At 63.1% G+C, this 24,116-nt stretch carries 23 protein-coding genes and 1 tRNA gene; 7 read left to right on the top strand and 17 right to left on the bottom strand.

Annotated features, from left to right (window positions below; translation table 11 throughout):
- Positions 1 to 2,170 (bottom strand): cadherin-like domain-containing protein (locus RCO31_RS01345; RefSeq protein ID WP_308966386.1); only part of this gene is annotated, 2,170 nt, incomplete at its 3' end.
- 328 nt (positions 2,171 to 2,498) lie between these two features.
- On the opposite strand from RCO31_RS01345, the gene RCO31_RS01350 reads away from it, so the two are divergent.
- Positions 2,499 to 3,500 carry a hypothetical protein gene (locus RCO31_RS01350; RefSeq protein ID WP_308966387.1) on the top strand — a complete coding sequence of 334 codons (1,002 nt, stop codon included), beginning with the start codon at positions 2,499 to 2,501 and terminating at the stop codon, positions 3,498 to 3,500.
- Positions 3,500 to 3,985 carry a GNAT family N-acetyltransferase gene (locus RCO31_RS01355; protein ID WP_308966388.1) on the top strand — a complete coding sequence of 162 codons (486 nt, stop codon included), beginning with the start codon at positions 3,500 to 3,502 and terminating at the stop codon, positions 3,983 to 3,985. Before RCO31_RS01350 ends, RCO31_RS01355 begins: the two co-directional genes overlap by 1 nt.
- A gap of 90 nt (positions 3,986 to 4,075) precedes the next feature.
- Here the strand turns inward: RCO31_RS01355 and RCO31_RS01360 are convergent, their stop codons facing one another.
- Positions 4,076 to 4,471 (bottom strand): hypothetical protein, encoded by a 396-nt coding sequence (locus tag RCO31_RS01360; RefSeq protein ID WP_308966389.1) that lies wholly within the window; start codon positions 4,469 to 4,471, stop codon positions 4,076 to 4,078.
- 392 nt (positions 4,472 to 4,863) lie between these two features.
- Between RCO31_RS01360 and RCO31_RS01365 the strand changes: the two genes are divergently transcribed.
- From RCO31_RS01365 to RCO31_RS01375, 3 genes are read left to right on the top strand one after another with little or no spacing between them, the layout of a single operon-like run.
- Positions 4,864 to 6,657, top strand: a complete 1,794-nt coding sequence (locus RCO31_RS01365; RefSeq protein WP_308966390.1) for an iron ABC transporter permease — start codon at positions 4,864 to 4,866, stop codon at positions 6,655 to 6,657.
- 26 nt (positions 6,658 to 6,683) lie between these two features.
- Positions 6,684 to 7,730 carry an extracellular solute-binding protein gene (locus tag RCO31_RS01370; RefSeq protein WP_308966391.1) on the top strand — a complete coding sequence of 349 codons (1,047 nt, stop codon included), beginning with the start codon at positions 6,684 to 6,686 and terminating at the stop codon, positions 7,728 to 7,730.
- A gap of 42 nt (positions 7,731 to 7,772) precedes the next feature.
- The gene (locus tag RCO31_RS01375; protein ID WP_308966392.1) at positions 7,773 to 8,882 is read left to right on the top strand and encodes an ABC transporter ATP-binding protein; all 1,110 of its coding nucleotides are present in this window, start codon (positions 7,773 to 7,775) and stop codon (positions 8,880 to 8,882) included.
- Positions 8,883 to 9,019: 137 nt separating this feature from the next.
- Here the strand turns inward: RCO31_RS01375 and RCO31_RS01380 are convergent, their stop codons facing one another.
- The 11 genes from RCO31_RS01380 to RCO31_RS01430 all read right to left on the bottom strand — a co-directional run bounded on the left by RCO31_RS01380 (position 9,020) and on the right by RCO31_RS01430 (position 17,434).
- Positions 9,020 to 10,114: an LLM class flavin-dependent oxidoreductase gene (locus RCO31_RS01380; RefSeq protein ID WP_308966393.1), complete on the bottom strand. Its 1,095-nt coding sequence runs from the start codon at positions 10,112 to 10,114 to the stop codon at positions 9,020 to 9,022.
- A gap of 42 nt (positions 10,115 to 10,156) precedes the next feature.
- Positions 10,157 to 10,894, bottom strand: coding sequence for an ABC transporter ATP-binding protein (locus RCO31_RS01385; RefSeq protein WP_308966394.1), 738 nt, complete (start codon positions 10,892 to 10,894; stop codon positions 10,157 to 10,159).
- Complete coding sequence (locus tag RCO31_RS01390) at positions 10,884 to 11,627, bottom strand: ABC transporter ATP-binding protein (protein ID WP_308966395.1); 744 nt, start codon at positions 11,625 to 11,627, stop codon at positions 10,884 to 10,886. The genes RCO31_RS01385 and RCO31_RS01390 overlap by 11 nt, the downstream gene beginning before the upstream one ends.
- On the bottom strand, positions 11,627 to 12,592 hold the full coding sequence (locus RCO31_RS01395) for a branched-chain amino acid ABC transporter permease (RefSeq protein ID WP_308966396.1): 966 nt from the start codon (positions 12,590 to 12,592) through the stop codon (positions 11,627 to 11,629). Before RCO31_RS01395 ends, RCO31_RS01390 begins: the two co-directional genes overlap by 1 nt.
- A complete protein-coding gene (locus RCO31_RS01400; RefSeq protein ID WP_308966397.1) occupies positions 12,589 to 13,470 on the bottom strand; it encodes a branched-chain amino acid ABC transporter permease in 882 nt (293 codons plus the stop codon). Before RCO31_RS01400 ends, RCO31_RS01395 begins: the two co-directional genes overlap by 4 nt.
- Positions 13,471 to 13,488: 18 nt before the next feature.
- On the bottom strand, positions 13,489 to 14,748 hold the full coding sequence (locus RCO31_RS01405) for an amino acid ABC transporter substrate-binding protein (RefSeq protein ID WP_308966398.1): 1,260 nt from the start codon (positions 14,746 to 14,748) through the stop codon (positions 13,489 to 13,491).
- Positions 14,749 to 14,936: 188 nt separating this feature from the next.
- Positions 14,937 to 15,872, bottom strand: coding sequence for a dioxygenase (locus RCO31_RS01410; protein WP_308966399.1), 936 nt, complete (start codon positions 15,870 to 15,872; stop codon positions 14,937 to 14,939).
- 36 nt (positions 15,873 to 15,908) lie between these two features.
- Positions 15,909 to 16,298 carry a hypothetical protein gene (locus RCO31_RS01415; protein WP_308966400.1) on the bottom strand — a complete coding sequence of 130 codons (390 nt, stop codon included), beginning with the start codon at positions 16,296 to 16,298 and terminating at the stop codon, positions 15,909 to 15,911.
- The gene (locus RCO31_RS01420) at positions 16,299 to 16,853 is read right to left on the bottom strand and encodes a DUF2569 domain-containing protein (RefSeq protein WP_308966401.1); all 555 of its coding nucleotides are present in this window, start codon (positions 16,851 to 16,853) and stop codon (positions 16,299 to 16,301) included.
- Between the two features lie 153 nt (positions 16,854 to 17,006).
- Positions 17,007 to 17,091, bottom strand: a tRNA-Leu gene (locus RCO31_RS01425).
- A gap of 100 nt (positions 17,092 to 17,191) precedes the next feature.
- Positions 17,192 to 17,434 carry a FliM/FliN family flagellar motor switch protein gene (locus tag RCO31_RS01430; protein WP_308966402.1) on the bottom strand — a complete coding sequence of 81 codons (243 nt, stop codon included), beginning with the start codon at positions 17,432 to 17,434 and terminating at the stop codon, positions 17,192 to 17,194.
- Between the two features lie 76 nt (positions 17,435 to 17,510).
- Between RCO31_RS01430 and lipB the strand changes: the two genes are divergently transcribed.
- Positions 17,511 to 18,266: a lipoyl(octanoyl) transferase LipB gene (gene lipB, locus RCO31_RS01435; RefSeq protein ID WP_308966403.1), complete on the top strand. Its 756-nt coding sequence runs from the start codon at positions 17,511 to 17,513 to the stop codon at positions 18,264 to 18,266.
- A gap of 4 nt (positions 18,267 to 18,270) precedes the next feature.
- On the opposite strand, the gene RCO31_RS01440 is transcribed toward lipB, so the two are convergent.
- The 3 genes from RCO31_RS01440 to RCO31_RS01450 all read right to left on the bottom strand — a co-directional run bounded on the left by RCO31_RS01440 (position 18,271) and on the right by RCO31_RS01450 (position 21,902).
- Positions 18,271 to 19,134, bottom strand: coding sequence for an isocitrate lyase/PEP mutase family protein (locus RCO31_RS01440; RefSeq protein ID WP_308966404.1), 864 nt, complete (start codon positions 19,132 to 19,134; stop codon positions 18,271 to 18,273).
- Between the two features lie 12 nt (positions 19,135 to 19,146).
- On the bottom strand, positions 19,147 to 21,162 hold the full coding sequence (locus RCO31_RS01445) for an acetyl/propionyl/methylcrotonyl-CoA carboxylase subunit alpha (protein WP_308966405.1): 2,016 nt from the start codon (positions 21,160 to 21,162) through the stop codon (positions 19,147 to 19,149).
- Positions 21,163 to 21,308: 146 nt separating this feature from the next.
- Complete coding sequence (locus RCO31_RS01450; RefSeq protein ID WP_374991405.1) at positions 21,309 to 21,902, bottom strand: hypothetical protein; 594 nt, start codon at positions 21,900 to 21,902, stop codon at positions 21,309 to 21,311.
- A 357-nt stretch (positions 21,903 to 22,259) separates the two neighbouring features.
- On the opposite strand from RCO31_RS01450, the gene RCO31_RS01455 reads away from it, so the two are divergent.
- A complete protein-coding gene (locus RCO31_RS01455; protein ID WP_308966406.1) occupies positions 22,260 to 22,919 on the top strand; it encodes a peroxiredoxin in 660 nt (219 codons plus the stop codon).
- A gap of 279 nt (positions 22,920 to 23,198) precedes the next feature.
- Here the strand turns inward: RCO31_RS01455 and RCO31_RS01460 are convergent, their stop codons facing one another.
- A complete protein-coding gene (locus RCO31_RS01460) occupies positions 23,199 to 24,083 on the bottom strand; it encodes a DMT family transporter (RefSeq protein ID WP_308966407.1) in 885 nt (294 codons plus the stop codon).
- Positions 24,084 to 24,116 lie beyond the last annotated feature (33 nt).

Raw genomic sequence — 24,116 nt, forward strand, 5'->3', positions numbered from 1 at the left:
GCACCCAGTTTGTGTCCGCGACCGCAACGGGAGGATCGTTCACGGCGTTGAAGGCTATTGTCGCGTCGAACGTGTTGCTCGTGTCGAACCCGTCACTGACCTGAACCGAGAACGTCGGCGCGCTCTCGCTTCCATTGTGCGTAAAGCGGATATGGCCGGCAGCGACCTCTGCGCTCGTGAACGTCGTCGCGCTCACCCAGCTGCCGCCGCTGAAAATCTCGAACTGGCCGTTGCTGATGTTCGAAGCGGCGACCGTGAAATTCGTCGTGTCGGGGTCGACGATGCCTATGCTGGACGCTGTCAGCGCGACGCTGATTCCCTCGTCCACCGCCAGCGACGCCGACGTAATGACCGGGGCGTCGTTCACGCCGTTGAAGGCTATTGTCGCGTCGAACGTGCTGCTCGTATCGAGCCCGTCATGGACCTGAACCGAGAACGTCGGCGCACTCTCGCTTCCGTTGTGCGTAAAGCGGATATGGCCGGCAGCGATGTCTGCGCTCGTGAACGTCGTCGTGCTCACCCAGCTTTCGCCGCTGAAGATCTCGAACCGGCCGTTGCTGATGTTCGAAGCGGCGACCGTAAAGCTCGTCGCGTCGGGGTCGGTAATGCCTATACTGGAAGCTGTTAGCAGGACGCTGGCTCCCTCGTCCATTGCCAGCGAAGCCGATGTAACAACCGGGGCATCGTTCACGCCGACGATGGTCACGAGCAAAGTCCGGTGCACGGTATCGGGCCCGGACCGGCTGTCGAAGGCGATCATGTATCCGACCGAGGCGCCCTGGGCGAGGAAAGCGAAACTGGCAGGATCGTAGCTGACGGTGCCGGTCTGCGGATCGATGTTGATCAGTCTCGCAAGATCCATCGTCGCCGGGACACTCGGCGGACCGGTCACACCGATGAGCCGAGCGGTATCGGCGACATAGAGGACCTGGACGTCGTTGCCGGCGTCCGGGTCAACGATGTTGACCCGCTCGGCAATGTTGAACGCGGGATTGGCACCCACATTGTTGACGACCACGGTCAGGTCATTGACGCTGACATCGGGCGGCGTGTTGAACCGCGTAACCCTGATGGGAATGTCGTCGGTCGGCAGGTCTTGCGTCGTCAGATTGACTTTCAGCGGAAGGATCGTCGGGCTGTCGACCGGAAAGTTGATCGGATCGGGCTGCAACCTGTCATCAGGCGACCCGGGCGGTGTCGATGATCCACCCGGCCGGTAGTTCGGAAAATACTCCCGCAACGTCTGGTCGACGATCGCTTGTGCCGCGAGAGAAAGCGGCGGCGCGGGCTGCGTCGACACATCGCCGGTGCCGGTAATGCTCGTCACAAGCCCGGCCTGGCTGACCTGTCCGATCGGCGTGTTCGGACTGCTCCTGCTAAACAGGACAAGCGAGCCCGTCACACCGCCAGGCTCGGAGAGCACCTGAACACGAACCGAGGGTGCAGCGCCGGCTCCCGGAACCACGAACTCGATCTCGACCAGAACCGCTGTCCCGCGGATTCCCATGGTTGCCGCCGGCGTCTCGACCCGCATGTCGCCGCGCTTGGCCGTCTCGCCCGCGACGAAGGTGATCGTCCCCTGCACCAGGCTCAGCAATGACGAATTGGATGACCCCGCCCGGTCATAGATCATTTCGGTGAGAACCATCCTCGCGTTCGCCGCGAGCCCGAAGACGGTGCCGTCGATGAAAACCAGTCCGAGCGACGAGCCCGCGCCGGTCTGGACGACGTCCCCCTTCTGAACATTGTCGCCGAGATTCAGCTGAACTGAGACGCCATTGCGGACCGCCGTCGCAAAACCGGTCAGTTTGCTGACCCGTCCGATCACTGCGCCGGCGCTTGCGAGAGGAGCCGCCTGTGCGTACTGGACCTCTCCGCTCAGCGCCTGCACGACGTCGGCTGACAGCACGGCACCGTCGCGCGTCGCGAGCGCCGTCCGCGTCTCGCTCTTGAAATAGTCGTCGATGACGATTCGTCTGTCGTCTTTCGAAATCATCAGGTCCGAACCGGACCGCCTGAACTCGCCCGTGAAAAGCAGGTCCGCATCGGAGACGACGACCGCGTCTGCGAGCGTGTCATTTGACGAATCGGAATCGATCGCGATGTTTGGGGAATGAGAACCCAAACCGGACAGTGCCAAACCGAGGTTGGAAACTTCGGTGACGCTCAATGTGAACTCGCGACGCTACGGACAAAAAAATCAACGAGCCTTATCGACCAGTTGAGTATCACCTTCCGAAGTCATGCGAAAGCTGGATCGTCACGCGCTTGCGACGCGCGAGATTGCACCAATAAAGACAGGAAGCGGTATCACGTGGCCGGCACGGGCGTAAGCTTCAGAGAATGTTCGGCAAATAACCGTGTTGATGACGCGCGGCGCGCGCGCTGTCGCCACAACCACCACTCGCGATCTCCCGGCCGGCTCGCGCATTGAGCGCCGCAACGACGACGTCCATAATAAGATACCAACAACATCCAACAACAATGGAGGATCGACGATGATGGTGCAGACGGTGACGGGCCCGATTCCCCTCGAGCGGCTTGGGCGAACGCTGATGCACGAGCATCTCTTCATCGCCTTCCCCGGCGCCGAGTTCGATCCGACGGCAAAATTCGACCGGGCCGCCTTCATCGAAGAGGCGGTGCGACGGCTGGTGCAGTTGCGCACCGAGCACGGCGTGCGCAGTTTCGTCGATCCCTGCCCGATCGAACTCGGTCGTGACGCCGCCGTCATGAAGGAGATCTCGGAAAAGTCCGACATGCACATCATCTGCACGACCGGCTTCTATTTCGAGGACATGGGTCTGCCCGTGTACTGGCGTGCGCGCACGGTCGACGAGATCGCAGAGCTCTACATCCGCGAAATCACCCACGGCATCGGCGAGACCGGCATCAGGGCTGGCGCGATCAAGGTCGCGACCGGCGCGCCGGTCGTGACGGCAATGGAGAAGAAATTTCTGGCCGCCGCCTGCATCGCCCAGAAGGCAACGGGCGTGCCGATCATCACGCATACCCAAGACGGATGCGCCGGCCCCGAACAACAGAAGCTGTTCGCCGAGGGCGGGGTCGACGCGCATCGCTGCCTGATCGGCCACTGCTGCGGCAATGCCGATCCGGCCTACCACCGCCAGGTGGTCGATGGCGGCTCCTATATCGGCTTCGATCGCATCGGCATCACGCGATTTCAGCCGGACGAAGTGCGGGCGGACAATCTGGCCACGCTCGTGAAGTCCGGCTTCCGCGCGCAGATCATGATGAGCCAGGACCGGCATTGTGGCTGGCTCGGAAAGTTTCCGCGTCAGGTCAGTGCTGAGGAACAAGCCAGGATCGAGCAACTGCGCTCGCAGGGCCGCTATCCGCCGCCCTACACCTATATGTTCACCGACTTCATTCCGATGCTGCATGCGCACGGCGTCAATCAGGCGGACATCGCCTCGATCCTCGAGGACAATCCACGCCGCTTCTTCGCTGGCGAGGCCTTGCCGCAGGCGGCGCCCTGATGACGATGCAAATCCGTGTCGATGAGCTGCGGGAGGCCAAAGTCATTGGCCTCCTTCACGCGCATCTCGAGCACTGCAAAAAGTGGTCACCTCCCGAGAGCGTTCACGCTCTCGACCTGGAAGCGCTGCGGTCGCCGGAGATCACTTTCTGGACGGCGTGGGACGGCGCCAGCCTGTTGGGCTGCGGGGCTCTGAAACAGCTCGATCCGCTCCACGGGGAAGTAAAATCAATGCACACGGCCGCAAAACATCGTGGCCGCGGCGTAGCGATGGGCCTGCTCAGGCACATTGTCGCTGAAGCCCGATCCCGCGCCTACCGCCGGCTCAGCCTCGAGACCGGCTCAATGGATGCCTTTGCTGCAGCGCGAGCGCTGTATTCCGGTTTCGGCTTCATCGGCACGGGACCGTTCGGCGACTACACCCTTGATCCGAACAGCGTATTCATGACCCTCGATCTTGCGACCAAGCAAGACCGCCTGTCGTAGCCCGCATGAGCGAAGCGACATGCGGGACAGCATCAGTGCTCTGCAGGGCCGTCCCCACATATCGCTTCGCTCATGCGGGCTACGACAATCTCACCGCTCCACGGAGTCGAATACCCGAATCTTCACCCAGTTGGGATTGCTCTCGGGGATGAAGTGCTTCACGTGCGCGTCGGAAACCTGATACGCGTCGTGCGCCTGCCGACCGGAAAACACCATGTGAAAGGCGACGTCAAAGCCATCGTCATTGAAGAGATAAGCCACCTGCTTGTGTCGCGTCAGATCATCCGCCAGCGCCGTCGCGGAGAAGGACAGCTCGCCGGCATGATCGGTCAGGTATTTCTTTCCAAGCTCCAGCTGCTTCTGAACGGCGGCGGAACTCTTGTCTTTAAGCGTAATGAAGATGTCGTGATGGATACGCCCTTCGGCAGCCGCGCTTGACGTCGCACGCGCCCCTGCGGTCGTACCGGCAGAGGGTACACTTTTCATGGACTGTCTCCTTGAGAAAATCATGGTTGAGATTGCCGTCGCATTCAGCCTCACAACGATGAACCAAGGGAAAGTTGCTGAGATTCCAAGTATCTTCGCTAAATTCGCTGGAGTGATCTCAATGATCACAAGGTCGCACCGGGGCCCTGGTGAGGCTGAGCACAGCGATACCCCCGATCTGACTCCGCGGCAGGTGCTCCGCGGATGTCGATGCGCTGAGCCGGCTGCAGCTCGGCGCTGGTTTTGCACCGCAGCACTCAAGCACGCGTGAAGCATTAAGTCGCGATTCAGGCTGGAACGGCAAAAGCTGCGGGACTCATCGGCCTTTAGGCGTTACAAAAAACGAACAACTCGCGCGGGTTTGAACGCGAGACGACGAGAGGGAGACGTCTGTGGCGGCGGACAGCACTGCCCTTGGGGCAGATATCGAGCCATTGACCGGATCATACGAGGCAAGCCAGCGCTCCGCGCGTTTGCGGGCCGCCGGACGCTGGCTGTGGTCGGCCGGGCTGCTCGTCATCCTCGGCTTTCTGGTGGTCTACCCCGTCAGCATGCTGCTGCTCGGCGCGCTGACGAACACCAATCCGGTCGTCGACGGGTTCGCCACCTTCAATCTGTCGCTCGAGAACTTCGTCACGGTTCTCGCCAATCCGAACGTCCACCTGGCCCTCATCAATTCGCTGATCGCCTGCGGCGGCGGCACCGCGCTCGCGGTGGTGATCGGCCTGGGCTTCTCGTGGATCGTTGTGCGCACCAACACCCCCTGCAAGGGCTTCATTGCCGCGGTGAGCCTGGTGCCGCTGTTCGTGCCGCCCCTGGTTGCTGCCGTCGCCTGGTCGATTCTGGCCTCGCCCAAATCCGGTCTTCTGAACACGCTACTCGCGGGGCTTGGGATCGACTGGCGGTTCGATGTCTACTCGATGCCGGGGATGATCGTGATTTTCGGCGTCTATTACGCGCCTTACGTCTACATGTTCACAGCATCTGCGCTGCGGAACATGGACCCGGCGCTCGAGGAAGCCGCCGAGATCTCCGGCGCAACCGCGCTTTCCACGCTTCTGACGGTGACGTTCCCGCTGATCGCGCCGGCGATCATCTCGGGCATGCTGCTCTCGTTCATCGTGATGCTCGGGATCTATGGAATACCGGCGGTGCTCGGCACGCCGGGCGATATCCCGGTCCTGACGACGTACATCTTCAAGCTCACGGCCTGGTCGCCGCCGCTCTATTCGACCGCGGCGGCAGTCGCCGTCATCCTCATGACCGTCACCGGTTTCCTCGTCTGGCTGCAGCATCGCGTCGTCAGCGCGCGCAGCTACATCACCGTCGCCGGCAAGGCGTTTCGCCCGGCCGTGATGAATTTGGGCCGCTGGCGCTACTTCACGCTGGGGCTGGCGATCGTTTACCTGGTGATTGTGGTGGTGCTGCCGACGCTGGCCCTGATCGTGGCGGCATTTCGAAAGTTCCTCTTTATCCGCACGATGGCGAGCCTGTTCGATGCCCGGCAATATTCGCTGATCCACTTCGAGCGGCTGTTCGACAATCCCCTCGCGCTTCGCTCCATCGTCAATACGATCGAGGTCGGCCTGATCACCGCGGTGATCGGCGGAATCCTGTCGTTCGCGATCGGCTACACAATCCATCGCACGCGACTGTCGGGCCGCAAGAGCATCGACGTGATCTCCACCCTGCCCGTCGCCATTCCGGGACTGGTGATCGGCGTGGCCTATCTGTGGGCCTGGATCGGGTTGCCGGGCGGTCTGTACGGCACGATCTGGATCCTGGCGCTGGCCTTCGTCGCCCGCTTCATGCCGGACACCATCAAGGCGCTCTCGACCTCGCTCTTGCAGATCCACCGGGAACTCGAAGAAGCCGCGTGGATCTGCGGCACCCGCATGCTCGGCACGATCCGCATGATTGTGCTGCCGCTGGCGCGGCCGGGCGTGATCGCCGCGATGACGCTGCTGTTCGTCCTGGCGATCCGGGAACTCGGCTCGTCGTTGTTTCTCTACACCAGCGAAACCATGGTGATGGCGGTGCTGCTGCTCGATTACTACGAGGGCGGTAATGTCGGCATCACCGCGGCTTTCAGCCTGGTCCAGACGATTCTGCTCGGCGTGCTGATTGGATTTGCACACGTCCTGTCGCGCGGCGGCACCGACACCGGCGTCGGCAAGGCCGGATAAATGATGACGAACTTCGGAGGAGCGCCATGACGAGAACCCACCTCACGCGTCGGCAATTCACCACCGCGGCGGCGGCGAGCGTTGCAACCGCAGCCCTCGGCGCACGCGGCGCGGCGGCCCAGGAATACGGCCCGGCGGAACTCATCGACGCCGCCAAGAAGGAAGGCAAGATCGTCTATTACACCGCCGACTTCACCGAGCCGGAACAGGAGATCATCAAGGCCTTCAACAAGCGATTTCCCTTCGTCCGGGTCGAGATGGTGCGCGCACCGGGCGGACAGCTGATCACGCGGATCAAGACCGAGGCCGCGGCCAACAAGCTACTTGCCGACGTCGTCAACCACTCCGATCGCGGCCTGATGAAGGACATCGCCGACCTGTTCCAGGATTATCGACCGCCGAACGCCGACGCCTATCGCGATGACGTGCAGGTTTCGCCACAGCTCTGGCCAAAGACCACGCTCGGATGGTCCATCGCCTACAACACGGAACTGGAGCAGAAACCGCCGCGCAGCTGGATGGATCTCTGCAAGGCGGAGTACGGCCCGAAAAAGATCGGTCAGGTGATTGCGCCGTCCGGCGGCACGACCTGGACCCGCATCATGTTCGAGCGGCAAACGTTCGGCGACGACTACTGGAAAAAGCAGGCCGCGACCCAGCCGGTGCTCTATCCATCAGGCGCTCCGACCGCGGACGCGCTGGTACGTGGCGAAGTCTCGATCGGCGTTCTGCTCTACAACATCGCCTATATGAAGAAGCGCGATGGCGCGCCGCTGGAGATCATCTTCCCCTCGGACGGTGTGCCGCTCAACTACTACGCGGCCGGCGTCACTAAGGCCGCCGCCAACCCGAACGCTGCGAAGCTGTTCCTGAACTGGTGCATGTCCGAAGAAGGACAGGCATTCCACATCAAGGAACTAGGCTATCTGACGGCGTTGAAGAAGCCGCCGTTCAATCCGCCAGGCTACGATCCGGCGGTGATCAAGACCTGGGCGCCGAACTTCGAGCAGTATCAGTCGCTGCGCGACGCCTGGATCGACGAATGGAACAAGACCTACGGCTATCGCCAGTAGCAGTCGTCGAGCCCGCTTTCGCAATGGAGTGAATCCAACGACATGTCAGCGGAACTTAAAGTCGAGCACCTGCGCAAAGTCTTTTCGGTCGGCCGCCCGGCCATTGACGATGTGAGCTTTCGCGCGACAGCCGGCGAGATCGTGGTGCTGCTGGGGCCTTCGGGCTGCGGCAAGACCACGACGTTGCGTTGTGTTGCCGGGTTGGAGACGCCGACCAGCGGCGAAATCGCCATCGGTCGTGAGGCAGTCTCGGTGCCGGCGCGCGGTGTACTGGTGCCACCGCGCCTGCGTAATATCGGCATGGTGTTCCAGTCATATGCGGTGTGGCCGCATATGACCGTCCGCCAGAATGTGACCTACCCGCTGCGCCAGCGCAGAGTCCCGCGGGCCGAGGCCGGCCGCAAGGTCGACGAGGTGCTCGCCCTCGTCGGGCTCTCCGAATACGCCGAACGACCGGTGGTCTCCCTCTCGGGCGGCCAGATGCAACGCGTGGCGCTCGCGCGCAGCCTGGTGTATCAGCCGCAACTGCTGTTGCTCGACGAGCCGCTCTCGAACCTGGACGCGAAATTGCGGCTGCGACTGCGTGACGATTTGCGGCGCATCATCAAGCAGACCGGCGTCACCGCGCTTTACGTGACGCACGATCAGTCCGAAGCCGTGGTGCTCGGCGACCGGATCGGCGTCATGCGCGACGGCAAGCTGCTGCAGATCGCCCCGCCCAACGAAATCTACAATCGCCCGGCTGACATGTTCGTCGCGAATTTCACAGGCGCGTCGAACGCGCTGCCCGGGCGTCTGCTCGCGCGCAACGGCGAGTTCGGCACGGTTGAGACCGGCGGCGGCAATCGCCTGACCGCGTGGTTGCCGCCGGGCGTCGCGGCCGGGAGCGAGGTCAATGTTGCGCTGCGGCCCGAAAACATCCGGCTCGGCGTGCAGGCTGCGGCCGAGCCCAATCATTTCACTGCGCGCGTCACCGGCCAGCGCTACCAGGGCACACAGACGATCTATGAGCTCGCGACCCTCGGCGGCCGGCTCGAGGCATTGGAGCTTGGCACGAACGTGCGCTACCCGGTCGGCAGCGACGTCGAAATCCTGCTGCCCCCGGAACTCTGCTGGGCTTATTCCGCGCAGGAAGCGGCGCCGATGGAATGAATGCGCGCGAGTGTCCTGTCGTTTACTTTCCACCATTAGCGCCGAGCCCCCTCACCCCAACCCTTTCCCCGATGGGGAGAGGGAGCACGCCGCATCCGCTGTTCAGAGAGACTTATCGGCGATCGTATGGGATGGCCCTACGGTGGCAGCGCCGCCATCGACGCGATCTTCGGGCGCACTTTGTCGGCGAGCAGGATCATGGAACGGCGCGCCAGTGACGGATCGGCCCAGTCCTTGCCGGCATAGAGCAACGTGCCGAAGCGGCCGACCTTCTCACCGAACGCGAGCAGGTCGTCGGCCACCTTGTCGGGAGTGCCCCAGATCACAAGCTCATTCAGAACGCGGTCGAGGTCGACGGACTCGTCGGGTGCGTTCGGGTCTTCCTTGAAGAGGTTGCCGCGGCCGCCTTTAAGAAGCTTGGTGAGCAACTGGCGGTAATAGAAACGGTACGGGCTTTGCGGCCCAAGCGCGTAAGCCCTGGCCTCGGCAAGATCGTCGGCGACGAAGATGGATTTCGCCACCCGCCAGTTGGCCGCATCGGCCGGCCGCCCGGTGCGCTCGCAGCCTTCAGTGTATTTTGACCAGTGGGTCGCGACCCACTTCGGAAGCAGAAAGTTCGCGGAAATCGGCAGCCAGCCGCGAACCGCAGCCTCCGCGACCCCTTGCGAGTGTGGTGAAACCGCCGTCACGACGATCGGCGGATGCGGCCTCTGCAACGGCCTTGCGATGGCCCCCTGACCGATCTCGGCCATCATCGTCCGCGCCGTCGACACCTTCCAGTACGTCCCTCCCAGCGCATAGGGCGGGTCAGTGGTCCAGATCCTGATGACGAAATCGATCGCCTCAAGGAACATCGCATTGCGATTGGCATCGATGTTTCCGAACACCTCCGCGTCGGACATCAGGCCGCCAGGACTGATGCCGAAATTGAACCGGCCGTCGAGCATGTGATCGAGCATGGCGACCTGCGCGGCCACCGCTGCGGGATGTGCATTTGGCAGATTCACCGTGCCGGTGCCGAGCCGCATGCGCTTGATGTCGCTGGCGATCCAGGCAAGAAAACTGATGCAGGACGTGATGTTTTCGGCCCTGTCGGTGATGTGTTCGCCGACATAGGCTTCGGTGAAGCCGAGTTCGTCAGCGAGCGCGAACGCGTCCCTGTCCTCCCGCAACGACTGCCGCCAATCCTTGTCCAATGGATGGATTGGCATCGTAAAGAAGCCGAGATTCATGGACCTGCTCCCGAACCTACACCTGGACGTGCTTGCGGCAAATCATGCGACGCCGCCGAGATAGAGCCGCTTGACGATGTCGTTGTCCTGCAACTCGTCGACTGAGCCTGCCGCGACGACGATCTCGCCATGGACGATGATGTAACCGCGGTCGGCAATCCGGATCGCCTGATTGAAGTTTTGCTCAGCCATCAGCACGGTCAGGCCGAAACGCCGGTTGAGCTCGCCGATCTTGGTGATCGTTTGCGACACGAGCAGCGGTGACAGGCCGACAGAGGGCTCGTCGATCAGCAGCAGCCGCGGCGACGACATCAGTGCGCGCGCGATGGCAAGCATCTGCTGCTGCCCGCCCGACAGCGTGCCGGCGAGCTGGCGCTGCCGATCCTTAAGCACCGGAAACGTCTCATAGGCGAAGGCAAGGTTGCGATCGATGTCGCGGCGGGCGGCCTTGCGGAACGCTCCGAGCATCAAATTCTCCGAGACGGTCAGCTTGGAGAACAGTCGCCGCCCTTCAGGAACCAGCGCGACGCCGAGATCGACGATGGCCTCGGGCGTAAGCCTTGCCAGATCATGCGCGAGCCCATCGATCGAGAGCGACAGGCCGCCGCGCTGTGGACGGACCAGGCCGGCGATGCACTTCATCAGCGTGCTTTTGCCGTTGCCATTGGTGCCGAGCAGCGCGACCGTCTCTCCGGCCTCGACATGAAGCGTGACACCGCGCAACGCCTTCACGGCGCCGTATCCCGCATCAAGGCCCGTGACCGCGAGGCTAAGTGCCAAGATAGGCCTCCTGCACTCGCTTGTTCGCCATCACCTCGGCCGGCGTGCCGATCGCGATGATCTTGCCGGCGTCGAGACACATCACTCGCTCCGAGAAGCGCATCACCGCCTGCATGATGTGCTCGATCATGATGATCGTGATGTCTTCGCTCGCAAGTTTCATGAGGAGATCAAGGACCTCGTCGACTTCCGATCCGGCAAGCCCGGCCATGGCCTCGTCGGAGATCAGGAGCTTCGGATGCGTCGCCATCGCACGCGCAAGCTCCATTTTGCGCAACTCGACCTGGCTGAGGTTTCCCGTCGGGACGTCGGCTTTCAAGGCAAGACCTGTGCGCATCAGGATCGACATCACGATGTCGCGCCGCTGCACGGCCGAGGCGAAGCCGTGGAGGCTCGTGAAGTCGAGCGCCACCAACAGATTTTCGGCGACCGTCATGCTCCGGAACGGCCGCGGGATCTGGAAGCTCCGCGCGATGCCGCGCCGTGTGCGCATATGGGCGGGCAGCCGCGAGATGTCGTCGCCGCGGAACATCACCGTGCCGGCCTCGGTGCGGAACGCACCGGAAATGCAGTTGATCAGCGTCGTCTTTCCCGAGCCGTTCGGGCCGATCAGGCCGAAGCGCTCGCCTGGACGAATGTCGACGCTGACGTTGTTCACCGCCACGAAGCCGCCGAACCGCTTGGTAACCGCATTGATCCGCAGCAAGGGGGATGCGCTTTCGGCTACAGCCATCACGTCGCCCTCCCCGCGCGCCAGTTGCCGATCTTGCGGATGAGGCCGATGAGGCCCTCCGGCGCCGCCACCACGAACAGCACCAGCATGATGCCGAGGATCAGCACATTCACTTCCGACGAGATGGTCACCGCGAGGAACTGCTGCGTGACCCCCAGCAGGATCGCGCCGAGCACAGGCCCCGCCCAGTGCGCGGTGCCGCCGATCAGCGACATGGCGAGCGCCGAGACCGAGTAATTGAGATTGAAGGCGGACGACGGGTCCGCGTACTGGAAATACATGGCGGCGGGCGCGCCCGCCGCACACATCAGCGCGCCGGAGATCACGCAGGCCAGGAGCTTCAGCCGCAACGTCGGCACGCCGGTGCACTCGGCGGCGAGCTCGTCGTCCTTGATCGCCTGCAGACCGCGACCGATCCACGAACGCTGGATGTAGCGCGCGATCGCAACCGCAAGCACCACCAGCAGGGCCTGAACGAAGAACAGCATCTGCACATAGGTGTCGAATGGCGGCGTTACCGGCGGCCGCTGGATCTGGATGCCGGCCGCCCCGCCGACGAACCGCCAATTCGTCACCGTCGTCTCGATGATGATCGTCAGCGCGATCGTCGCGATCGAGAAGAAGATGCCCTGCATGCGCAATGTCAACAGGCCTACGGCGAAGCCGAGCAACGCGCCGACGCCTGCGGCGGCCGCGATCTGCACGGCAAGCGGCGCGCCCGTCGCCTTGACCAGAAACACCGCCGTATAGACGCCCATGCCGAAAAACGCGCTGGTGCCGAAATTCACGTAGCCGGCGTAGCCGCCGAGGATGCTCCACGCCACCGCAAGCACCACGAACTGCAGGATGATGTAGCCCGCAAAGAAGGGATATTCATTGCGGATCACCTGCGTCGCCGCCAGCATGGCCGCAAGAAACAGGATCGCGCCAATCCAGAACCGGACGCCGGTGCTCTTGCTCTTCATAACCGCCTGCCGAGCAGACCCTGCGGCCGGACGGCAAGCACGCCGAGCAGCATTGCGAAGGCGATGGCTGGCGCCCAGGAGGCGCCGAACATGGTGAGCACGATGGATTCCGCAACACCGAGGATGATGCCGGCAATGAGTGTCCCGGTCATGCTGCCGAGACCCGCCAGGACCACGACGCAGAATGTGCGGCCGATATAGGCGCGGTCGAGCATCGGCTCGACGGGTGCGACGATGATCAGCAGTGCGCCCGCTATCCCAAGCACGGCGGTCGCGATGCCGAAGGCCCATTGCTTGACGCGGACCGGGTTGGCGCCCATCAGCCGCAGCGCCTCCTGATCCTGAGCGACCGCGCGGATGGCGCGGCCCATGAACGTCTTCGACAGATAGAGCGTCAGCAGGATCGTCAGGGAGAGCGCCACCGCGAATGCGACGAGCTGGCGGATCGGAATCCGCAGATCGCCGATCCGCCACGACCTGCCGATATAGGACGCCGTGACCGAGCGCTGATCGACGCCGAATTGCAGCACGATCAGCACTTCGACGATGAAGGCGACGCCGAAGAAGAAGGCGATGCCGCGCACGGCTGCGTCGGTGCCGCGTCGTTCGAAGGTTTCGTGGTAAAGACGGTAGACGAACAGACCCAGCAGGAAGAACAGCGGCGTGATCAAAAGTCCTGCAAGCAGCGGGTCCACCTCATAGCGATCGTTGAGCAGATAGACGCCGTAGGAGGCCAGCACCAGAAAGGCCGGGTGCGCAACGTGAGGAACGTCGAGAAGGCCGAACGACACCGACAGCCCGATGCTGACGGCCGCGTAAAAGCAGCCAAGCAGCGTGCCGAGCACAATCGCGCCTAGCAGCAGGTCAAAAGAAAACACGCGTGCCCCCGGCGAGTCTTAATTACGGGCGGCTTCGAACGGGCTGATGAGATCGCCGGTCTTCAGCTTCTCGGGAAACAGGATCACCTGCCTTCCGGCGGAGCGGAACTGCTCGACGTTCTTGTCCTTGACGCCACGGAACTGTGCCTGGAGCGTCGCGGTTTCCTTCCACTCGCCATCGGGCGAGTACGCGATCGGACCGACGATGGTCTTGTGCTCGTTCGCGTGCAGATATTTGGCAATGGCCTTCTGGTCGAGCGATTTTGTCGCGTTTACGGCCTGCTCCACCATCTGGCCCATCGCATACCCATAAGGCGCGATATAATAGCCGAGCGGGTCGACCTTAGCTTCAACGGCACGCTTCGCATAGGTTTCGAAGAACGCCTTCGTGCCTTCGAAATACATGCTCGGCTCAGGAAGCCAGGTGTTGTAGTTCACGACGCCGTTGAGCAGCGAGCCGAGATTCTCCATCACTGCGGCAAACTGCAGGCCGACCATGGCGCCGCCAAAGATCTTGACGTTGTCGCCGACCCCGATCTCATTCACGGCGCGCAGGATGCCGGCCGAATCCGGCGGATAGGACGCGACGTAGACGATATCGGGCTTGGTGGCGCTGAGCGCGCGGATGATGCTGGAGAATTCGACCGTGTTCGGCGGATAGGCCTGATCGAAAACGATCTGCATGTTGCGCGTCTTTGCCACCTCCCGGGCGGTCAGTGCGAGATTCTGCGCGAACTCCTGGTCCGCCGCGAGAAGCGCGATCCGCTTGCCGCCCGCCTTCTGGCCCAATTCGAGAAACGACGCCGCCCAGCTGTCGGCCGGACCCCACGGCGCGTTGTTGAACCACATGTCGTGCTTGACCTTGCTGTTCACCTGGAACGAGAAGTTTCCCATGAGCAGCAGCTCGCGCTGCTTGGCGAGCGGCAGGAGCGGCGCAGTCGGCACCGTTGCGTAAGGCGCAAACAGCAGGTCGACCTTGTCGACATCAAGCAGCTTTGCGTAGATCGCGGGCGTTTCAGCGGCAGTCGATTTGTCATCGTAGACGACAAGCTCGACCTTGCGGCCGAGCAAACCGCCTTTGGCGTTGAGCTCATCCGCCCAGATCTGGATACCGAGCAGCGAGGCCTTTCCCGCCCCCGCCAGCCCTCCCGTCTGCGCCATCGACATGCCGATCTTGATCGGCGGTTGTTGAGCGATAGCGCCTGAGGCAAGCGCGATTGCGTCGATGGCGATTGCGGCAACGGCAATCGCAGCACCGAGAAGTGCTCTGCGTTTCATCGATCCTCCCACGTGTCTGTTGCTCCCGGCCGCATTCGGATCTTCGCCCGATTTATGATGGACGGGATGGTATCGCTCTGAAGATGGTCCCCTGCTATTGACGTTGCACCCGCGCGTCGTGCCGGCAGCTTGCAGCTACGCTGCGCCGAGGTCAAATCCCGCCAATCGGTGTCGCCGCAGTCGCGTGCTCATGCCCGCTGTTGGCTCGCCGCCTGGGCCGATGATTTCACGATCGCGGCCGGGTCGGCGCCGACGCGTCCGTTTGCTGCGTCGGCTGCCCCTTCGCGTGAGAGCCGCATATCGAAACGAATGCTCGGCAGCCCCGTGATGGGGCAGTTCAGATCGTTGGGATGAATATCGACGGCGAGATCATCGGACGAGCCGAACACAACGTCGTCTGCAAGGTGAGGATCGTCGCGCAGATAAAGCGCCGTCACCAGTTCGCGATATCCCGGCGCTCCGACCAGCAAATGGATATGTGCCGGCCGCATGCCATGCCGCGCTTGCGCCTTGACCAGCTCGCCCACAGGGCCGTCGATCGGGATCGAGTATCCCATCGGCTTGACGGTACGCAGCAGGTAGCTGCCATCTGCGTCCGTCGTGAAAACCCCGCGATAGTCGGTCGCAGCCCCGTCTTCCTGAATATCGTAGAGACCGTCTGCGCCGGTCTGCCAAACCGATACCGTCGCGCCCGCGATCGGAATGCCACTGGTATCGGTCACGCGACCGTAGAGAACACACTCGCTGCCGGGCTTGACGGTCCTGGCGATCTGGCTACCGGCCGCGAGCTTCGGCGACGCCTCGCGATAGAACGGGCCGAGCAGGCTCGTATGCGTGCCCTCCTCGATCGCCGTCTTGTCATGCAGGCCGTTGACCAGCGCGGACAGACCAAGCGTATCCGAAAGCAGGACGAATTCCTGCCGTTCGGGCGTACACATCTTGCCGACGGCGGTCATGAAGGCGATGCCCTTGAGCCATTCCGACGGCGTCAGGTTCACCTCGCGGGCGAAGGCGTGCAGGTGTCTCACTGCAGCGGCCATCACCTCCCGCATACGCGGATCCGGCGTCGCCGCCATCTGCTCGAGCACCGCGTCTGTGATCGTTTCCGGCGTCAGCTCTCGCATGCATGCCTCCACTCGATCCAACAGTCGTGACCGAGCCTATCGCTCTCCCGAGACAATCGCCAGTTCGGGATCCCTATATTTCGCTGCGTTCAGCGCGAGTTCCGCGCGGAAACGCTTCGAGAAAACCAACACCCAAAACATAACAACAGACGTGGCCGCCAGCGCGAGCCAGAGCATGATGGCGGCAGGTTCCCCCGGAAAAAAGATAACAAGCGCACCGAAGAGGCCAGCGCCAGCAAAGGAAAGAATCGCCAGAAGGGCTCGCGCAATGTTCGAGCCGCGAAACAGCCAGACAGCGAGTGCAATTTGGAGCGACCCGCCGACCAACTGGCCGCTGAAGACGCCGCGGCCGTACAAGTGGCCCAGGCCTGCAAGCACCCCGAACAGCCCGGACACAACGAAGAAGCAGACAACCGTGAGAAGCATCTAGCTGACGGGACCCGTTGCCTCTTCCGCCGCGAGCGCCGGTGCGCCGAAGGTGTTTTTCACGCGCTTCGATCGAAGCGTGTAGGGAATCCAGATGAGCGCCCATATCGCTGCGAAGCCGATCTGCGCAACGTCTTGCCCCTCGAACACAAAGTGGTCGCCGAACGGCTCGTCGAGTTGGACCGAGAGCGCAAACGCCAGCCAGGCCGACGTGAGAACCGGGAAAATGACGACCGTGATCAGCGTGCAAATGAAGAAGCGTGGGAAATGGCGGGACGTCAGGAAGAACAGCACCGCCGTGACCGTCATCAACAGCAGCAACATGACGTTGAGCGCAAATTCGCCATATCCTGCGATCGGAAATTGCTCGAGGGCTTCCTTGTTTTCCGGATTGAGATAATCTCGCCCGAGCAGGATCAGCAGTCGGAGAGGTCCGAACAGCTGAGCCAGGGCTGCGACCAGCAGCCAGCCGCCGATGCCCCGCAGCTCCGCCGCGGCCGATCCACTCGCCGACCACGGCACGGCCGGCGCGTCTGCCGATTGAAGTTCACTCATTGTGCCCCGCCCCAAATACCTTAACCCGCAATGGAACAAAATAAGAACATTGCGCGCATCCGGTCAAGACCGAACACAGCGAGGCTGAGGAAATTGGTCGGATGGGGCTGCCTTCAAATTGAAAGCACGAACCTGGAGCCTTGTTTTCCAGATTGGTGCGGCCGAGAGGACTCGAACCTCCACGAGTTGCCCCACTAGCACCTCAAGCTAGCGCGTCTACCAATTCCGCCACGGCCGCAGGGAGATAGCGCCGGTCGAATGACCAGCGCCTGAGCAACGCCGGCCCATGTAACAAATCGAGATAGGGGGTACAAGAGCCGCCTGTGCCAAGCGCCCTATTACCTTGCGCCGGCCTCGCGCGGCAGCATGCGCTTGACTTCCACCGCGATACGGTTGCGATTCACCACCACCGCGCCGCTGGCGACAGGCAGGTTGTTGGCGAGCACCTTCACCTCGTCCTGCTCGGTGGCGTCGAGCTCGATGATGGCACCGCGGCTGAGGCGGAGCACCTGGTGAACGGGCATCGAGGTGGTGCCGAGCACCACCATGAGATCGACTGAGACTTTATCGAGGGTTGGCACAGGCGCTCCGGCGCAGGTCGGACGAGGTGACTCAAATGAGGATGCTGGCTTCAGGTCACCACGGTATGGTGAAGCAATGGTTAACACACGCGACAGCCTCGATCTGACCCTCTCCCGCCCCGCCGGGCGAAGCGATGTCGAGTGGCGTATCGCGGACGACCCGGTCGCCTACCCTGACGCCGTGGCTCTGATGGAAGCGCGGGCCGCCGCCATTGCTGCGGGCGCGGACAAGGAGCTCGTCTGGCTGGTTGAGCATCCGCCGCTCTACACCGCTGGCACCAGCGCCAGAACCGCCGATCTGCTCGACCAGCGTTTCCCCGTTTTTCAGACCGGCCGCGGCGGTCAGTTCACCTATCATGGCCCTGGCCAGCGGGTGGCCTATGCCATGCTGGACCTCAAGCGGCGAAAGCCGGATGTGCGCGCCTATGTGGCCGGTCTCGAGGAATGGATCATCCGCACGCTCGATGCCTTCAACGTGCGCGGCCTTCGGCGCGAGGACCGCGTCGGCGTCTGGGTTAAGCGGCCCGACAAGGGAGACGGCTACGAAGACAAGATTGCGGCGATCGGCGTCAGGCTGAAGCGCTGGGTCTCGCTGCACGGCATCGCCATCAACGTCGAGCCGGACCTGTCGCATTTCGGCGGCATCGTGCCCTGCGGCGTCGCGGACCCCCGCTACGGCGTCACCAGCCTGGTCGACCTCGGCCTGCCGGTGACGATGGACGATCTCGACGTAGCGCTGAAGCACGCGTTCGAGGAGGTGTTTGGGGGAAGTCCGGGTTCCGAGGCGCGCGCCGAGTGGTTCGAGACGCCGCTGCGCGGCTCCTCACCATGAGACGCTACGCCTTCAATCCCAGATACGCCGCCGAGCGCTTCTGCACGTCGCCACTGCGCATGTAGCGGTTGACGAAATCGGCGGACGGCAATCCCTTCAAATCCTTCGGCTTCGTTCCCTCACGCAACGCTTTAAGCGTCTCGTGAACGGCCAAGGCAGCGGCGGCAAACGGCGTGTGCCCCTGATTGGCGATCCGCACGCCGGCAGATGTCAGATAGGGAATGTCGTCGAGCTCCGGCTCGGTAGTGCCGAGCATGATCGGCAAGCTGGTCGCCGCCCTCACCGCGTCAAGTTCAGCCCGGGCTTTTATGCCGGTGAAGAACAATGCGTCGACGCCGGTCCCCTCATAGGCCTTGGCGCGTGCGATGGCATCGTTGAGGCCGGTGATGTTCACAGCCGTCCGCGCAAAGATCGACAGCACAGGATCGACCCTTGCCTCGACGGCCGCTTTCATTTTGCCGACGCCCTCCTCCAGCGAGATCAGCTGCGGTTTGGCCTGGCCATAAGCAGTCGGCAGCAGCGTGTCCTCGATCGTGAGGCCTGCGGCACCCGCGTTTTCGAGCTCCTGCACCGTGCGACGGACGTTCAGCGCGTTGCCGAAGCCATGGTCCGCATCGATCAACAGCGGCAATGTCCCGGCGCGCGTAATGCGCCGCACCGTTTCGGCGAGCTCACTCAAGGTGATCAGCATCAGGTCGGGATCACCGAGCACCGTCAACGACGCCGTTGAACCGCCGAGCATGCCAAGTTCGAAGCCAATGTCTTCGGCGATGCGCGCGGAGACGGCGTCATAGACGGACGCCGGGCGAATGCAGGTGCTGCCGGAAAGGATGCTTCGCAGGCCTGCGCGCTGTTTGGACCACGACATCGGAAGGGCTCCTTACGCGAATTCGAGGATCGGGGCATCCACGGCGAGCGTTGCGCCCGCCTTGGCATGGATTGCCTTGACGACGCCGTCGCGTTCGGCGCGCAGCACGTTCTGCATCTTCATGGCTTCGACCACGGCCAGCGTCTCGCCGGCTTTGACCTCCTGTCCCTCACTCACGTCGATGGAGATGACGAGGCCCGGCATCGGGCACAACAGCTTCTTGCCGGCATCGGCCTTCGTCTCCTCAGGCATCAGCCGCGCGGCTTGCGCCTCGAATTCGGTAAACACATACGCCGCGACCTCGACGCCCTGATGCGCGAGGCGGAAGCCATTGGCGATCGGGCGCACCTGCACCGCGAGCGGGTGCCCGTCGGCCGTGCCGTGCCATGTCGGATCGCCCGGCTTCCAGTTCGAAACCAGGAGATGCGCCGACCCGACCTCCCCGTTGGCCTCGACAAAGCGGATGGCGATGCCGTCTCCTTCGCGCGATACTTCGAGTGGTATTTCAGCGCGCCCGAGCCAGACCGCGCGCCGCTGCTCGCGAGTCACCGGCCGACCGATCATCTGGCCGGAGATACGCCGCTTGCGCTCGCCAATCACATGGTCGATGGCCGCCGCAACAGCGGCGATACGGCGCGCCACCTCGCCTTCCGCCGCGCGCGGAGCGAAGCCGCGCGGAAACTCCTCGGCAATAAAGCCGGTCGAGAGCCGCCCCTCCTTCCAGCGCGGATGCTGCATCACGGCGGACAGGAACGGCACATTGTGGCGGATGCCGTCGATATAGAAGGCGTCGAGCGCCTGGCTCTGCGCCTCGATTGCGGCGGCCCGCGACGGCCCGTGCGTCACCAGCTTCGCAATCATCGGGTCATAGAAGATGGAGATCTCGCCGCCTTCCTGCACGCCGGTGTCGTTGCGGACGGTGATCGTCTTTGTGGCCCCTTCCGCCGGCGGACGGTATTTCACCAGCCGGCCGATCGAGGGCAGGAAATTGCGGAACGGATCTTCCGCGTAGACGCGCGACTCCACCGCCCAGCCGGTCAGCGTTACGTCTTTTTGTGCGATCCCCAGTTTTTCGCCTGCGGCGACACGGATCATCTGCTCGACCAGGTCGATGCCGGTCACGAGTTCGGTGACCGGATGCTCGACCTGCAGACGGGTGTTCATCTCCAGGAAATAGAAGCTCTTGTCCTGGCCTGCGACGAACTCGACGGTACCGGCGGAATCGTAATTGACCGCCTTCGCCAACGCCACCGCCTGGTCGCCCATCTTGCGCCGCGTCGCCTCGTCGAGTAGCGGCGACGGCGCCTCCTCGATGACCTTCTGATTGCGGCGCTGGATCGAACATTCGCGCTCGCCGAGATGGATCACATTGCCGTGTTTGTCGCCGAGCACCTGGATCTCGATGTGACGCGGGTCGACGATGAACTTCTCGACGAACACCCGGTCGTCGCCGAACGAGGACTTCGCCTCCGCGCGCGCCAGCCGAAAGCCCTCGGCGACCTCGGCAGCATTGGAGGCGATGCGCATGCCCTTGCCGCCGCCCCCGGCGGAGGCCTTGATCATCACCGGAAAGCCGATCTCCTCGGCGATCTTCACCGCGCGTTTGTCGTCCTCGATCACGCCGAGATGGCCAGGCACTGTCGAGACGCCCGCCTTCGCCGCGGCCTTCTTGGATTCGATCTTGTCGCCCATGGCCGCGATCGCGCCGGCGTTCGGGCCGATGAAGACCAGACCCGCCTCGGAGAGCGCCTTCGGAAACGCTTCGCGCTCGGACAGGAAGCCGTAGCCGGGATGCACCGCCTCAGCACCTGTCGCCTTGCAGGCATCGATGATGCGGTCGATCAGGAGGTAGGATTCGGCGGCTGGCGGTGGGCCGATGAAGACAGCCTCGTCCGCCATCTCCACGTGCAGCGCGTCCTCGTCGGCTTCGGAATACACGGCGATGGTTTTGATGCCCATCCGCCGCGCGGTCTTGATGATCCGGCAGGCGATTTCGCCCCGGTTCGCAATCAGGATCTTCTTGAACATGTACGCCCGTCGCTGGAAACCCTTGATCCAGCCTTCGCGGGTTGGCCGGAAAAAGTCAACGTTCAGTGGCGCATGGGCGGCGCTGCGGCCGGGCTTTTCCGCAGCGCGGCAATATCACTTGGAGCGGCCGCTCTGCGCGGCTCCGATCAGATCGCCAGGTCGGCGACGTGCGGCAGGGACTGCGACAGCGGCAAGGCGGCACCCAGCAGCGCTGCGACGACCGTCATCAGGGTACGGCTGGTGCGGCGCCTGCCACGCATCTGCGCGGCGACCCACTCGAGCACCTCGACCTTGACGTCGCTGGAGCGGCTCGGCGCCCAGCTCTCGATCGCCGTCGTGGGCGACAGTGCAACCGCACGCGGAGGCACCGGCAGGCCGGACGCGCTCGCAGCATGATGCAGAATAGCCTTGGCGAACAGGTCGTCGAATTTTCCGTCGTCGGAACGCTCGGCGGCAGCTTCATCGATCTGGAACAACGCCTGCGCCTCTTCGCGGCTGACGGCACTCTCATTGAGGGCGTCAGAGGTCAGAATGCGCGTGCACCACTCGGCATCGCGGGCATCGAGCGAACGCGAAAAGTGGACGCGGCCGGTGGTGGTCGGCCCTTCGCCGGTGATGACGCCATCGCGGACGAAGGCGAGCGCCTGCGCGGCATCTGTGATGGTGGCTATGGCGGAGGATTCGATGGTGGCAACGAGGGCAGCAGGGCTGCCGGTCGGACGGTTCACAGCGGTCAACATTTCCAATCTCTTCGTCTTTCTTCCATCATGCCCGCGCCCGCCTGAACGCCCGGTGAATTGCGCGACCCCTTGAGGTACGGCGGCTCTACCGGAGTGGCTTCCGTTTTGTCGTGACGTACGTCACAGAGGTTCAGATGGCGATGCAGGCGGGCCTCGGTGAGGCCGGGCGCGGGCAAATTCGCGGCAAACTGTAAAGACCTTGTTAACTGGGGTCTTCTTGCCATCACGTTTGCGAAAGAAGGTTTATCCCCGGAATCTTCAAGCCTTAAAAGAACTTTCCCAACTTGAGACTTGGCATTTCGCTCAAGGGCCAACGAGCTATATCTTAACCTGATTTTTCACGACGAGGAGGCTCGAATGACCCTGCAGATCAACGCCACTGCACCGGATTTTGAGGCGGAGACGACCGAAGGCCGGATCAAGTTCCATGACTGGATCGGCGACGGCTGGGCGGTGCTGTTCTCGCATCCGAAGGACTTCACGCCGGTTTGCACGACGGAACTCGGCACGCTCGCCCGCCTGAAGCCGGAGTTCGACAAGCGCAATGTCAAGCTGATCGGTCTTTCCGTCGACCCGGTCGACAAGCACACGCTGTGGTCGAACGACATCAAGGAGACGCAAGGCTTTGCGCCGAACTATCCGATGATTGGCGACAGCGACTACAACGTCTCGAAGCTGTACAACATGCTGCCGGCGTCGACATCGGGCGATCCGGCGACGCGCACGCCGGCCGACAACCAGACCGTCCGCACCGTGTTCGTCATCGGCCCCGACAAGAAGGTCAAGCTGGCGCTCGCCTATCCGATGACCACGGGCCGCAACTTCGCCGAGATCCTGCGCGCGATCGACTCGCTGCAGTTGACCGCAAAGCACCGCGTCGCGACCCCCGCCGACTGGCAGCAAGGCGAGGATGTGATCATCGCGGGCTCTGTCAGCGACGACGAGGCCAAGAAGATCTACCCGCAGGGCTGGAAGGCGCCGAAGCCGTACATCCGCATCGTGCCGCAGCCGAAGTAACGCAATCGCCCCTGATCGGGCGAGCACCGCGTCGCTAAACGTCATCACCGGGTCAAGCCCGGTGATGACCCGAGAGTTGGCTCGCGCGACTAACTAATGCTTGACGAAATCAGTTTGGTCGCAACTACGCCCCCCGGTGTCGTCCTCGCGAAAGCGGGGACCCATATTCCAGAGCGTTCGAGACTAGATCACAGTCGCTCTGGAATATGGATCCCTGCTTTTCGCAGGGATGACGCCGAGCATTGTGGCGTCGGCTTTCGAAGCTAGATTCATCGTGCTTTAGCTGCCCAGCCTCGCCGGCCTGTTCACCAGCACGACGCCTGCGGCGCAGATGAGCATGCCGGCGACGGACAGCGCATCGAGACGCTCGTCGAACAGTACATAGGCCATCAGCGCGGTCACGGCCGGGACCAGATAGAACAGGCTCGCCACCTGTGTTGCGGCGGAATGCCGGATCAGCCAGTACAGCAGCCCGATCGAGCCGACCGACAGCACCGCCGATAGCCAGGCGGTTGCGAGCACGAACGTCGTGCTCCACGTCACGACGCGCGTCTCGAATGCGAGCGCTCCGAGCGCGAAGAAGATCGTCACCGCAATGAACTGAATCAAGTTGCCCGCGCGCCAATCGATGAGGCTACAGAAGCGCTTCTGGTACAACGTGCCGATGGTGATGCTGACGAGCGAGACGCCGGAGGCCGCCCAGCCGATGAGGGACTGCCCCTCGAAATTCCGGTTGTGAAGCACCAGCACCACCCCGGAAAGTCCGAGCAGCAGCCCAACCCACTGCTTCGACGTCACGCGTTCGCCGAGAAAGCGGTTCGCCAGCGTCGACGTCAGCACCGGCTGCAATCCTGGAATCAGCGCGGACAGTCCTGCCGGCACCGAATGCGCGATCGCAATAGCTGTCCCGCCGAGATAGAAGCCGTGCACCAGAATGCCCGCGACGATGCTGTGCATCGCCCCTGCCCGGTCCGGCCAGGCAGGTCGCGTCATCAGCGCGAGCACCGCAAGCAGAATGACCACAAGCGTCATGCGCAGCGCCTGCATCGTCAACGGCTCGGCGCCTTCAAGCGCGTATTTCGTGCCGATGAAGCCGGTGCTCCACAGCAGCACGAACAACGCAGGCGCCGCACGCGCGGCAAAATCGTCGAACCGATCGGTCATTTGCCGCGCTGCTTGCCCGATCGTATGATGGCG

It is taken from the genome of Bradyrhizobium sp. LHD-71, from assembly GCF_031157255.1.
GTDB lineage: Bacteria > Pseudomonadota > Alphaproteobacteria > Rhizobiales > Xanthobacteraceae > P52-10.

Bases quoted from the DNA above. Each gene is read 5' to 3' on its own strand.
- RCO31_RS01390 (WP_308966395.1), bottom strand. From the start codon at position 11,627: ATGGCTGTAGCCGAAAGCGCATCCCCCTTGCTGCGGATCAATGCGGTT.
- RCO31_RS01350 (WP_308966387.1), top strand. From the start codon at position 2,499: ATGATGGTGCAGACGGTGACGGGCCCGATTCCCCTCGAGCGGCTTGGG.
- RCO31_RS01440 (WP_308966404.1), bottom strand. From the start codon at position 19,134: ATGTCGTGGTCCAAACAGCGCGCAGGCCTGCGAAGCATCCTTTCCGGC.
- RCO31_RS01360 (WP_308966389.1), bottom strand. From the start codon at position 4,471: ATGAAAAGTGTACCCTCTGCCGGTACGACCGCAGGGGCGCGTGCGACG.
- RCO31_RS01410 (WP_308966399.1), bottom strand. From the start codon at position 15,872: ATGCGAGAGCTGACGCCGGAAACGATCACAGACGCGGTGCTCGAGCAG.
- RCO31_RS01455 (WP_308966406.1), top strand. From the start codon at position 22,260: ATGACCCTGCAGATCAACGCCACTGCACCGGATTTTGAGGCGGAGACG.
- RCO31_RS01420 (WP_308966401.1), bottom strand. From the start codon at position 16,853: ATGAGTGAACTTCAATCGGCAGACGCGCCGGCCGTGCCGTGGTCGGCG.
- RCO31_RS01380 (WP_308966393.1), bottom strand. From the start codon at position 10,114: ATGAATCTCGGCTTCTTTACGATGCCAATCCATCCATTGGACAAGGAT.
- RCO31_RS01375 (WP_308966392.1), top strand. From the start codon at position 7,773: ATGTCAGCGGAACTTAAAGTCGAGCACCTGCGCAAAGTCTTTTCGGTC.
- RCO31_RS01445 (WP_308966405.1), bottom strand. From the start codon at position 21,162: ATGTTCAAGAAGATCCTGATTGCGAACCGGGGCGAAATCGCCTGCCGG.
- RCO31_RS01415 (WP_308966400.1), bottom strand. From the start codon at position 16,298: ATGCTTCTCACGGTTGTCTGCTTCTTCGTTGTGTCCGGGCTGTTCGGG.
- RCO31_RS01355 (WP_308966388.1), top strand. From the start codon at position 3,500: ATGACGATGCAAATCCGTGTCGATGAGCTGCGGGAGGCCAAAGTCATT.
- RCO31_RS01450 (WP_374991405.1), bottom strand. From the start codon at position 21,902: ATGTTGACCGCTGTGAACCGTCCGACCGGCAGCCCTGCTGCCCTCGTT.
- RCO31_RS01405 (WP_308966398.1), bottom strand. From the start codon at position 14,748: ATGAAACGCAGAGCACTTCTCGGTGCTGCGATTGCCGTTGCCGCAATC.
- RCO31_RS01460 (WP_308966407.1), bottom strand. From the start codon at position 24,083: ATGACCGATCGGTTCGACGATTTTGCCGCGCGTGCGGCGCCTGCGTTG.
- RCO31_RS01370 (WP_308966391.1), top strand. From the start codon at position 6,684: ATGACGAGAACCCACCTCACGCGTCGGCAATTCACCACCGCGGCGGCG.
- lipB (WP_308966403.1), top strand. From the start codon at position 17,511: ATGGTTAACACACGCGACAGCCTCGATCTGACCCTCTCCCGCCCCGCC.
- RCO31_RS01395 (WP_308966396.1), bottom strand. From the start codon at position 12,592: ATGAAGAGCAAGAGCACCGGCGTCCGGTTCTGGATTGGCGCGATCCTG.